Genomic DNA, 12,279 nt, shown 5'->3' on the forward strand with positions numbered 1-12,279 from the left:
TGGGCTGGCACGCAAGCCAGGTCGCGAGAGTCTGTGACGCGCCGCTCAGCGCGCCGACAGCATGTTCATCATCTGCTGGATATCGACCGAGGCCAGACCGAAATTGCGCTCGGTCAATTCCTTCAGCTTCTCCGCTGTCAGCGTCACCGTGTGGCGGATCTGCTCCTCCGTGTGCTCGCTGGTGATGAAGAAGCGCAGACGGGCCATGCCTTCCGGTACGGCGGGATGAATGATCGGCAGGGCGTTGATGCCGGCTTCCATCAGATCATTGGAGAGCTGCACAGCGCGAAGGGAATCGCCGACAAGGACCGGAACGACGGAGAAGCCGGCGCTGAGACCGATGTCGAGACCGGCCTCCTGGGCCAGCTTCAGGAATAGCGAACCGTTTCGCTTCAGAGCCGCCGACCGCTCCGGCTCCTGTTCCAGAATATCGAAACTTGCCGTTGCAGAAGCCGCAAGCACGGGGGCCAATCCAACGCTGTAGACGAAGCCGCCGGCGGATGCTTTCAGGACGGCCGCCAGCGCAGCACTTCCGGCTATATAGCCCCCGCAGCTCGACGTCGTCTTTGAAAGTGTTCCCATCCAAATATCGACCTGGGTCGGATCGATGCCGAAATGCTCGAATGTTCCGCGTCCGCGCTTGCCGAGGATGCCGAGCGAATGGGCCTCATCGACCATCAGCCAGAAACCGTATTCTGCCTTCAGTTTCATGATCGCCGGCAGATTGGCGACGTCGCCGTCCATCGAATAGATGCCTTCGACGATCACCAGGATCCGTCGATAGTCACCGGATACAGTGCGCAGTACGTGCTCGAGATCGTTGGCGTCGTTGTGCTTGAAGAGGCGCCGGGTCGCACCCGAAAGCTTGATGCCGGCAAGGGCGCTGTTGTGGATGAATTCATCGTGGACGACGAGATCTTTCGGACCCATCAGGCAGCTGATCGCCGCCACATTGGTCAAGTAACCACTGACAAAGCAGACCGAAGACTCGACACCGTAGAACGCAGCAATCCGCTCTTCAAGCTCGGCATGGGCGGGGCGCTCGCCCGCGACCAGCCGGCTCGCTGAGGCCGATATACCGAAGGCGTTGATCGTGTCGTGCGCCTGGGCAAGCACATGCGGATGGCGGTTGAGGCCAAGATAATCATAAGACGCGAAATTGATCAGCTTGCGTCCGTCGATCACCGTCGTTGCGCCGGCCGCCGTCTGATGGGCTCGGTAAAACGGGTTGGCGATGCCGAGCTGTTCGCTTGCGAACTTCTGCGTCAGGACCTGCTTGTACTCCGGCAAATCCTCGAACCTGGTCTGCTTGCGCCGGACCGGGGGGGCGACCTCTCGCTCGGTGCGAGCCATGCGGTTGCGTTCGGACGACTGGTGCGTGTTACGCATGCGATCCAGCAGGCTCTGCTTCACGCTGTTGGTCATCTTCGAAACGGCGCGACCCTCTTCGTTTTTGCTCATTGGCTTGCTGCCTTTTCCGCGTCGGTGCCCGTGTGGCGCTGGGCGAGATCCTGCACGAGCTTGTTTTCGCCCTGCTCGTGTTCGTCGCCGCCGCTCTGGTCGCGTTTGCTGACTTTTTCGTACAGTTTGCGCGCCACGTCGCCGACGGTCGTGTTGTCCGCCACGCCGCTGAGCGGCATGTCGAAGCCGGTATTCTGCTGGAAACTGATCCCAAGTTCTACGGCCATGAGGCTGTCGAGACCGATTTCCTTCAACACCTTGTTGCGGGAAATCGTATCCTTCGACACGCGCAGAATTGCGGCAATCTCGTTGGCGACGAGATCGAAAAGAAGATCTTCCGCTTCCTGGGCGGATTTTCCTTCGATCATGGCGACGAGATCAATCGAGCGGCCATCACCACCCTGGGCATTCTGGTCGGCGCTGCGCATGATGACCTCGAAGAGGGCATTGCGAACGACAGGCAGATTGCGGGCCGCCGCCCAGTCCAGTTCCGAAATCATCACAACGGTAGCGTCCACGGTGCCAGGGTCGGAGCGGATGTAGGCTTCGACCTGTGCCAGCGCCACTTGCGCCTTCAATGCCGTCTTGCCAATCCGCTTCGAAAGCAACTCGTTGACGTCGGCATTCTGGGTCAAGTAGCCGGCATCGGCAATGGCTCCGAAGCCGATTGCCAGGGCAGGCAGGCCTGCCTTGCGGCGTGCACGCGCCAGCCCTTCGAGGTAACCGTTCGCCGCCACATAATTACCCTGGCCCGGGTTGCCGACCAGCGTGGTTGCCGAAGAGAAGAGGATGAAGCGATCTAGCTGATCAGCACGCGTCAGTCGGTCAAGGATGGCAGCACCCTTGGCCTTGACGTCGATGACGGGTTTGTTGCGGGCACGGTCGAGATTGCCGATCAGCGCATCATCCAGCACCATGGCAGCATGAATGATGCTCTTTAGCGGGCCGATGGAGCGCAACTGGTCGAGCAGGTCGCCAGCCGCGGCCTCGTTGGTGATGTCGCAGGCATGAACGGTGGTCGAAACCCCCTTCTTCGCCCAGCGGTCGATTGCAGCCACGGTCTCCACGTCCGCAACGCCGCGGCGCGTGCTGAGCGCGATGTTGCGGGCGCCCTTCTCAACAAGCCAGTTGGCTGCGGCGAGACCGAAGCCGCCGATACCGCCAACGACGAGATGAACGCCGTCATTCTCGATGACGAGCCGTTCCGCCGGCGAGCTCTTGATCTCGTCGCGGCCGGCTGTGGGAGGAACGACGACGATCTTGCCGATGTGGCCCGCGTTCTGCATCAGACGGAAAGCATTGCCGATCTCGTCGAAATTGAAGGCGCGGTAGGGTAGCGGCACAAGCTTGCCCTCTTCGAACAGCGCACCGATTTCAGTGAATATCCGCTTCGTCAGTTCCGGTGCGTTCACCAGCAACTGGTCGGCATCGATGCCGAAGTAGCTGATATTGCGGCGGAAGGGACGAAGGCCGATCTTGCTGTCGGCGTAATAGTCGCGCTTTCCAAGTTCCAGGAAGCGGCCGAAAGGCTTTACCAGCCCCAGGCTCTGCTCCATCGCCTCGGCAAAAAGCGAGTTCAGGACGAGATCGACGCCTTCGCCACCCGTAACGCCACGGACATCCTCAACAAAACTGAGCGTGCGGGAATCGAAAACATGATCCGCGCCGAGCATCTTGACGAAGCGACGCTTCTCACGCGTGCCGGCCGTGGCGATCACAGTCGCGCCTTGCAGTTTTGCGATCTGCAGGGCAGCAAGGCCGACACCGCCAGCCGCACCGTGGATCAGAACCGTTTCACCTGCACGCATGCGGCCGAGTTCGACCAGGGCGTAGTAAGCGGTGAGGAAGGCCACGGGAACCGTCGCCGCGGCGACGGCGCTGACCGTTGCCGGCAGTTTGGCAACGCCTGCGCGCGAGACAACCGTGTGCGTGGAGAAGGCAGCAGGTGCGATTGCCATTACGGCATCGCCTTCCACTAGATCCGTTACATCGGAACCGACGGCAACGACGTGACCTGAAAGTTCCATGCCGATCGTCGCACCGGCAAAACCATCCTCAAGGGCTTCTTCCGGCAGCAGGCCCATGGCCCACATGACGTCGCGGAAGTTGAGGCCGGTTGCCGCAACCTTGACCACGATTTCCCCCGATCCGGGAGCGGGAACGACACTTTCCTCCCAGACGATGCTGCCCACTTGCGAGCTGACCTGCTGGCGGATCGTTGCGGCCTTGAAATCACGCGTACGGCGCAGCGCCTTGTCGGCCGAACCGGAAACCGCACGAACTTCGCGGACCATCCCGGTCTGGGCATCCAACAGCCATTCGCGGTTGCTGCCGCCTCGATCAAGAAGCTTGTTCGCTGTCGCGATCTGCGCGGTTACATCCATGCTTTCGGCTGACGTTATGTCGAAGCAGTGAATATCGATGGTGTCGTATTCGTTCTGCAGCACACGGGCAAAAGCCCAAAGGCCGCTATTGACGCTCGCAGCACCTTTCTGCCCCGTGGTGACGGGCGCTCCGCCTTCAAGCAGCAAGGCGAGACGCGGATGAGCATCTGGCACGGAATGGGTTTTGGACTGATGGGCGCGCACGGCTTCGGCGAATGCGCTCAGTTGCAGAACGGCGGTTTGCAGTGCCTCGGAATCGGCAAGCGAATCGGCGTTGGTCGTGGCGGCCATGTATGTGGCCCGGATCGGTTTGCCGTTGAGCGCCGAGAAGGCCTGTTCGAGAACCGCTTTGTCAGCCTCAAGGTCACCCTTGAGCGCCACGGAGGTAACACCCGACTGCTCAAGGCGTGTGCGGTTCTGCTTCAGGGATGCATCGTGAAGGAGGAGGATCGGCCCCCCGGCTGCAGCCTCTTCCTTGGACGTATCGGCAAAACCGCTTTCGCCTTCTACGGTAATGATGTTGCCGTAAGCCGTCTCGCGATCCTCGATCACGATATTGCGCAGGCCGAGGTCTTCAAGGCATTTCTGCCACTGGGTCACCGTTGCCAGTCGCCCGACCGGGAACTCCGTCGCTTGGCTGCGTGCAAACCAGCCTTCGGTCAGGCCGAATGCAAAGTCGCTGAAGATGGTGGGCGCGTTGGCTGCCGCAACAAGGCGGCCGCCCGCGCGCAGACCGGCTCTGATCGAACCCCGCAGGGCGGTGTCCTCGTCGATGAGCGTGAAGATCGCGCCGGACGCACTGACGATGAGGTCGAAAGCCGAAATCTTTCCGAGGTCTTCCTTCTTGAGCACCTTTACATGGGCGTCGTCTTCGAAGGCGATTTCAAGGTTGCGCTGTGCATTGTCGCGAGGTTCCGCGATCACGAGGGCCGCCTGATAGCGTGCTGCCAGATTGGCAAGGCTGCGGGAAAAGGCGGAAGATACGGTACCGGCTTCGACGATACGCAGACTTTCCCCGGATGCCGCCTTCAGCGCATTTTCGACAGCATCGAGAATGATGTTGGCGCGCAGTCGCGTGACGGGAGAGTGAACGGCCTGATGGTCGAGGGTGGCTTCGCTGATGAAGGCCGGCATCTGCGTGTCATCCAGATCGACGCCGGCTTTTTCAGCCTGCTGCAAGTCTGCGATGCGCTCGATGGCCTCGACGTATGTGTCGTTGATCAGAACCGCCTCGACGATCCGCTCGGAATTTTCCCCGTAAACTTCCTTCAAGATATCCGCCACGGGCGGCAAGGCAAATTCCGGCTCGATCGCCCAGGTTCCGGATTTCTGCTCGCCCAGACCGGCGTCCTCAAGAATGTAGAGACAGCTGTTCAGGAAGCAGCGGAAGGCGAAATCGCCGGGCAATGAGCGGGGATCGACCTTGTTCTTGCCATTGGCGACCTTCAGCGCGATTTCGTGGCAGGCCCTGTAGATCGCAGCGTTGAGAAGCAGGGTCGTATTGTCGATGCCGCTTCCCTCGGCCGGAGTCAGAAGTGGGAACTGCAGGGCCGTTGCTTTGGCCGAAAGCGAGGCTTCCGAGGGAACAGCTTCGTAATGGAAAGAAAGCATATCCAGCGTCTTGTGCTGACGCAAATAGGTGCGACGGAAGCGGCAATCGTCAAATGCGGCGACGATCGCGCCATTCTTTCCATAGAAACGGAACTTGGCCTTGATCGAATTGGCGCTGACACGCTCGATTTCGACAACGGCGTGCTGGATCGTCTCGCCTGCATTCAGAACGCGAACCGACCCGAAGCGCACGGGAATAAAAGGCGCTCCCCCGATATCGCCCGAGAGACGGTCGAACAACGCCACAAGGCCATGGAACGTGGCATCGACCGAGATCGGATTCAGGCTGTATCGAACGAATGGATGGCCGATGGCGACGGCGGGCTCTTTCAGTTCAACATCGATGAAACGATCGCCGTAGGTAATGGCCTTAGTCATCAACTGGAAATGCGGCCCGTAGTCGAGACCGAACTGACGGGCGGTTTCGTAGGCGCGTGCGGGAAGCACGGTTCCGGTGGATCGCAGCCCCGCAAGTATCTCAGCGCTCGTGGCTTCGTTTCTTGAAACGGGCTTGCGGCTGCGCGCGACGGCGTGAACGGCCCAGTCGTCGTCCGTCAGGCGTTCACGCGAGCGGATCTCGATATCGCCGGTCTCGGCCGAGACGATTGTCGACAGTTCCATGATGCGGCTGTCGGAAAGCTCAAGCGGCCTTACGATTTCGAGGTTGGTGATCTCGACCTGCTGCGTACCGTAGAACTGCTGGGCCGCGGAAACCGCGATTTCGATGAAGCCGCTGCCCGGCATGATCGCCTTGCCATCGACGACGTGTTCGGCAAGGTCCGGGAAAAGATGGGCGTCGATATGGTTTTTCCAGCTGCCGCCGTTCGGATCCGAGCGCCAGCCGACCAGTGTGTAGATGCTTTCGATGCCGCCAAAGAGGTCGATCGTATCGCTTGTCGACGACGGACGCAGTTCGACACCTTCGAACGGCAGGTCGGGCAGCCGGATATGGGCGTTGCGCTGGCCGAAAAGCCGGCCACCGTCGAACGCGGCGCCATGGGCTATAGCCCGCGCCATGGCCCGGGAAACGGGATCCTGACCTTTCTCGCCGGTATCGCGCGATAGCGTGGGCACAACAGTGCCGGGCGCTGACGACTGCTTGACGGTTTCTTTGAGGTAGGAGGAAAGAATAGCGCGCGGCGAAATTTCGACGAAAAGGCTGCAGCCCATCGCAATTGCGGCTTCCGTCGCCGCCTGGAAGCGAACCGGCTCGCGCACGTTCTTCCACCAGTATTCCGGATCGAGCTGCGTACCATCCAGCTTGTCGCCGGTTACCGTGGAGATGAAGGCAAGTTCCGTGCGGCGTGGCGCGATGTCCGGGATATCCGCGAGGAACGCCTTCTTCGCCTGATCGATGATCGGGTGATGGAACGGATAGTTGATGTCCAGAACCTGGGCCGGAATCTTGGCTTTGCGGGCGGCGTCGCGAAACGCGGAGACCTCGTTCGCCGGTCCGGAGATCGTCACCGAGTTATGGGCGTTGATCGCGGCGACGCAAACGTCTTCCAGCCCGCGCGCCTTGGCGAAGGCTGCAGCGGCTTCTTCGCCGAGCATCACGGCCGCCATGGTGCCCTGTCCTGCCAGCAGATCCTGGTGCAGAGACCGTTTCGCAACGATAGACACGGCATCGACGAGGGAAAGAGCACCTGCGGCATAGGCCGCCGCGATCTCGCCGACCGAATGGCCGAAGACGGCTGTGGGCTTGATGCCCATGGCAACGAGCGAGTCGGAAAGGGCTGCCTGTACCGCGAAGAGAAGCGGCTGCGCGATCTTGGTGTCGGCAAGCTTCCTGTCGAGTTCGGGATCGGTCAGAAGATCGACGAGGGAAATATCGGCATGGAACTTGAAAAGTGCGCTGACGGAGGTGAAACACTGCCGGAAATGCAGGTTTTCACGGAAGGCTTCCACACCCATGCCGGCCCACTGCGAGCCGTTGCCGGAGAAGACGAAGGCGACTTTTGCATCCTTCGTCGCCGCCTCGCCGATCTCGCCGATGTCGGAGGCAGGATTGTCGAGATGGCGGGAGATAGCGCGGACGATATCTTCGGGGCTGTCGCTACGGGCGGCGAAGCGGTGGCGCATCAGGGTCCGGTTTGCGCCGGAGGCTGCAATGATGGAGCGCGCCTCTTCGCGGGAGGCCTTTGCGAATGTAGCCTTGTAGGATTTCAGCAATTCGTTGAGGCTGCCGGCCGTATGGGCGCTCGCGAGGAACACATGCCCCGTCGCATTGTTGCGCTGGCGCTCCTCCTGAACGGGATCAGGATCGGAGATGACCACATGCGCGTTGGCGCCGCCGAAGCCGAACGAATTGATGCCGGCGAGACGTGCCCGTTTGCCACGCAGCAATTCGATCGGGTTTGCCGTGACGCGAACATTCAGGCCGTCGAAATCGATGTTGTCGTTGGGCGTGTCGAAATGCAGGGATGCGGGGAGATAATTGTTCTCCAGTGCCATCACGGCCTTGAGCACGCCGAAAAGGCCGGATGCCGGTTCCGTGTGGCCGATATTGGATTTGATGGAGCCGATCGGAACAGGCGCGCGACGATTGGCGCCGATGACCGTTCCGATGGACCAGACCTCCGCGGGGTCGCCGACCTTGGTGCCCGTGCCATGGCCTTCGACGAACGCGACCTGGTTGGAATCGATATTATTGCCTTCGTAGATCGCGCGCAGCAGATTGGCCTGGGATTCGCGCGAGGGAAGGGAGATGCCGTTCGTGCGGCCCGCGGAGTTGACGCCGGTGGCGACGATCTTCGCGTAGCTGCGGTCTTTCTCCTGTTTCGCGCGATCAGAACGACGCAGGACGAAGACAACGCCGCCTTCAGCGCGTACGTAGCCGGCCCCGTCATTATCATAGGCGCGGCACAACCCTTCCGGCGACAGCATGCGCGCCTGCGCAAAACCGACGAAGGAGAGGGGGTGGGCGAGAATATTGATGCCGCCGACGATCGCCGTATCGATTTCGCCGGTGTTCAGCGCCCGCATGGCCTGATCAAGCGCCACCAGCGACGAAGAACATGCCGTATCGATCGTCATGCTCGGTCCGCTCAGGCCGAAGATGTGCGAGATGCGGTTGGAAACGATCGACAGCGTGTTGCCGGTCATGAAGTACGGACCGGCCGCGGCCGGGTCCTGAACCGTCAGGTTTGCATGATCGAGGCTGGATGCGCCGATATAGACGCCGACATTTTCGCCCTGAAGCGACGGGATCGAGATATTGGCATCTTCAAGCGCGCGCCAGGCCAATTGCAGCAACACGCGCTGCTGCGGGTCCATATGCTGGGCCTCGCGCTGCGACATGCCGAAAGCGGCAGGATCGAAATTGTAGATGCTGTCCAGAACGCCTGCGGCGAATGTATACGTTTTGCCGGGCGTGCCCTGCGCGGGGTGCCAGAAACGGGCCAGATCCCACCGATCGGGAGGTATGCGCGTGACGGCGCTCTTGCCCTGGCGCAGAAGCCGGAAAAGAGCCTGCGGGGAATCTGCACCCGGGGCGACGCAAGCGCGCCCAATTATTTCAACTGTCATATTCAATCGAACGCTCTGAACTGCTGTGAGTTGTCCTGCTGATCGCATTTGAAGCATCAAATTGCAATCGCAACTTACCGTTTGCCATCTCGCCCCAGCGTCAAAGCTTGGGGCATTCCGTCATCAGCTACTTTGTGAAGCTCTAATCAATGTTCACCAGCTTTCAACCTTTTTCATGCGAAAATACACATGTTGCACATGCGTCCAAAACAAAAATGGAGACAGGGCGTAACGGTTGCGGGTCTGTATTGCACGAAAAGCGCACCCATGAATATTTGCGTGCAACCTAGCTCGAATGGCTTGTTGTGGGACACCGATTGTGCTTTTCAGGGTGCAATCGGAAGTCCGGTTTATAGAATGCAGCGGCAACGGTGCACTCCATGGGAGATGCCCAATGCCGATTTCGGAGTGGTTTAATTGAACCGTTTGAATGCCATCCTGATGTGTGCCGTACTTGCGGGCTGTCAGGCAGTTCCGGGGGAAGGCCCCCTTTCTTCCGAAATCGTTAAGGATGCGGGGCGGTCGGCGCAGGAGATCGGTCGCGAGAATACGGTTGCCTATGACGTCGTCGACGTCGACGCGCGCTCTGCACGCCTGGTCTCCAACTACACATCGACAGCGCTGAGCCGCCGTTTCGGCATTGGCGGCGGAGTCGGTCAGGTCGTGATCGGCGTTGGCGATCTGCTGAAGGTCACGATTTTCGAAGCCGGCAGCGATGGCCTCTTTTCGACATCCGAATCGAAACAGACGACCCTCGACCTCGTCGTGCAGCCGAACGGCGCAGCTTCCATACCGTATGTCGGTCAGGTGAAATTCGCAGGCAAGACGCTGGAGCAAGCGCGCCAGACGATTCTCGATGCCCTCGTCAAGAAGGCGGTCGAGCCTGACGTCATCGTAACCAGCGTCGGAACCGCCTCGCGCAATGTCACCGTTTCCGGCGCCGTCGCGCGCTCCGCCGTGGTCCCGCTTAATCTTGTGCCGGAGACGATCAACGAAGTGATCGCCAAGGCAGGCGGCCCGGTCGGCCAGCCTTACGAGACCTATGTCACGCTCGTCCGTGGCAAGAAGACAGGCACAGCGCTTCTCAAGAACGTGATCGAGAACCCGTCAGAGAATATTTTCGTTCGGCCGGGCGATCAGGTCTACGTCATGCAGGATCCGAGAACGTTCACTGTTCTCGGCGCCGTGAAGACAAACCGGCGCATCGAGTTTGGCGCAACCGATCTCAATCTTCTCGAGGCCGTTGCCCTCGCGGGCGGCGGTGCGGATACCAGGGTCGACGCCAAGGGCTATTTCGTGTTCCGTTATGAAGAGCCGGACATCGTCATGAGCCTGCTTGGCACGGAACGTTTCAATGCCATGCTGTCCAAGGGCATGCAGCCGGACAATGTCGGCCGTTATCCGATCGTGTACCGGCTTGATATGTCAAAGCCGGACAGCCTGATCGTCGGGCAGACTTTCCCGGTCAAGAGCCGTGACGTCATCTATGTGTCGCGTCATCCCTCTGTCGATCTGGTGAAGTTCCTTGGCATTGTGGCGCGACCCATCGGCATTGCGTCGTCTGCATCCAACGTCATCGACGACCTCTCGAACTGAGGTCCGCTGAAAGACCATCGTCAAGGCGGCCCTCGTGCCGCCTTTTCTTTTGGAGGAAGGATTTCGCAATCGGCGACGGATAGGCCCGAAAGCAAACTCGTTACCCGGCCGATCTGGGAGCGATCGCCCGCGAGAGTTCGCATGAGCGTTGAGGCGCAAGCGGCTTAAACGAGCGGGCTTTTACCGTTGCAGGCCCCGTCTTCATTCAGGACGTCGGCAATATCTTGGGCATCGTCCCGGGCAAGTTTCATCAGGTCGCGCCCGTCCGAAGCAGCGGGCAGCCCTGTCAACGTATCAACGACCGTCCACGATCCGTCCGTTTCCGGTCTGATCTTGTAACGCTTGTCCTGCATATCGAGCCGCCCTGATGTGTCTGCAACGGAGCGATGATACATCAGCAGCAGCCAGCGCCCTATAGTCGATTGCTTGCGGATATGTCTCAGCAATCTTCGTCGAGGCCCTTGAGAACGCGCTGCAGCAGCTCTTCTTCATCCCTGACGCCATGTCGGTAGAGGGTGAGCACGTAAGCGGCGACCGGATCGCGCGCATCGCTGTCGGTTTCGATCTCCCTCGCGGAGCAGGCAGCATCAAAGACCCTTTGGCAAAGATCGATATGCCCGGGGTGCATCGGTTCGTTACGCCATTGGCCCATGTTCAACCCCTCACTCCATTCGATGCTTTGCCGGCCCATTCGATGCGTTGCCGGCACGCTTTCAGCGATCAACGTGTCGAAACGCCGAACTGACGCATTACGAAGAGAGATTTTGACAAAATCGCGGCGTTACTCCGTATCGGAAGGCCGTGCCCGGGTGGCTTCAGGTCGTTCCCGTCAGTTTGCATGCGGCCGGGCTCACACCTTACAACGGAAAAGGCCTTCAAAGTTCTGCGTCAGTGCCTGACGGTTTCGGGTTCCCTGGAAAAGACGAAATGCAGTTGGCCATTTCTGTTCGGGGCCGGGTCCGTCAAAGTGCGAGCGTTTGCGCGGTAGATCATGGCGCGTTCCCGCAAGGCCTGCGACTGCGCCACGGTTGCGCGGACCCGTTCGATGATTTCTTCCGTTCTGCTCATGGCTCGTTTCCTCTTTATATGATCGTCATCACCGGCATCGGTCCTTTCATTTTCGATGCCGGTGTTCGTATGTTCACTTTATGTTCCAAAATGGAAAATGTCAAGTTGGCCCCATGTCGGAGATGGTGTCCTCTATCTAAGGTTCTGAAAGACCGGTCTCATCCTGCCTTGCGGGATGGGTGCCGTGGGGAGCACAGCAACAAGCGCATTGGCCTTCAGGGCTATTGCACGCTGTGGGACATCTCTTCGTCTTCGGCGTAGGCGCCACTGAGCGCTGCGATGCAGAGGGCGAGCGCAGGCGTTGCGGCGGTAAAATAAGGACCGTCGTCCAGTTTGGCGGTGGCGCCGTCATGGTCCCAGCTCACGCCGCCGACGCAGCCGGGCATGACCGTCCTCGCCAGCAGATAGGCGTCCTCGAGGTTTTCGGTGAAGCGGGGCAGCGGAACTTCCCCATCCTTTTCAGGATAAAGCCAGATGACCTTGCGGCTTTTTCTGTCAGCCTCATCCACCATCTGCACCTCGCGCTTGTAGCCCATGATGATGCCGATCGAGACATCAAGATCATGGTTGGGCCCGGGGGCATGCTTGAGCTGAAGGATAAGGTCGGAAATCGCCATGGATAAGGGTTTGG

7 protein-coding genes are annotated in these 12,279 nt (G+C 60.0%); 1 reads left to right on the forward strand and 6 read right to left on the reverse strand.

The genetic code is table 11. The features are described from left to right. Positions 1-45: 45 nt before the first annotated feature. Together BLX89_RS18275 and BLX89_RS18280 are read right to left on the reverse strand one after the other, a co-directional pair. Positions 46-1,461 (reverse strand): aminotransferase class I/II-fold pyridoxal phosphate-dependent enzyme, encoded by a 1,416-nt coding sequence (locus tag BLX89_RS18275; RefSeq protein ID WP_075292395.1) that lies wholly within the window; start codon positions 1,459-1,461, stop codon positions 46-48. After that, positions 1,458-8,984, reverse strand: coding sequence for a type I polyketide synthase (locus BLX89_RS18280; protein WP_075292396.1), 7,527 nt, complete (start codon positions 8,982-8,984; stop codon positions 1,458-1,460). The genes BLX89_RS18275 and BLX89_RS18280 overlap by 4 nt, the downstream gene beginning before the upstream one ends. Positions 8,985-9,425: 441 nt before the next feature. Between BLX89_RS18280 and BLX89_RS18285 the strand changes: the two genes are divergently transcribed. Continuing rightward, a complete protein-coding gene (locus BLX89_RS18285) occupies positions 9,426-10,580 on the forward strand; it encodes a polysaccharide biosynthesis/export family protein (protein ID WP_425348621.1) in 1,155 nt (384 codons plus the stop codon). Between the two features lie 164 nt (positions 10,581-10,744). Here BLX89_RS18285 and BLX89_RS18290 read toward each other — a convergent pair whose 3' ends face one another. The 4 genes from BLX89_RS18290 to BLX89_RS18305 form a co-directional block, all read right to left on the reverse strand. After that, positions 10,745-11,026 carry a hypothetical protein gene (locus BLX89_RS18290; RefSeq protein WP_245292861.1) on the reverse strand — a complete coding sequence of 94 codons (282 nt, stop codon included), beginning with the start codon at positions 11,024-11,026 and terminating at the stop codon, positions 10,745-10,747. Continuing rightward, positions 11,020-11,232 (reverse strand): hypothetical protein, encoded by a 213-nt coding sequence (locus tag BLX89_RS18295; protein WP_075292399.1) that lies wholly within the window; start codon positions 11,230-11,232, stop codon positions 11,020-11,022. The genes BLX89_RS18290 and BLX89_RS18295 overlap by 7 nt, the downstream gene beginning before the upstream one ends. Positions 11,233-11,468: 236 nt before the next feature. Beyond that, complete coding sequence (locus BLX89_RS18300; protein ID WP_075292400.1) at positions 11,469-11,648, reverse strand: hypothetical protein; 180 nt, start codon at positions 11,646-11,648, stop codon at positions 11,469-11,471. Between the two features lie 221 nt (positions 11,649-11,869). Next, positions 11,870-12,265, reverse strand: a complete 396-nt coding sequence (locus tag BLX89_RS18305; RefSeq protein WP_075292401.1) for a hypothetical protein — start codon at positions 12,263-12,265, stop codon at positions 11,870-11,872. Positions 12,266-12,279: the final 14 nt, after the last annotated feature.

The sequence above is a fragment of the Pararhizobium arenae genome, from assembly GCF_001931685.1.
Lineage (GTDB): Bacteria > Pseudomonadota > Alphaproteobacteria > Rhizobiales > Rhizobiaceae > Pararhizobium > Pararhizobium arenae.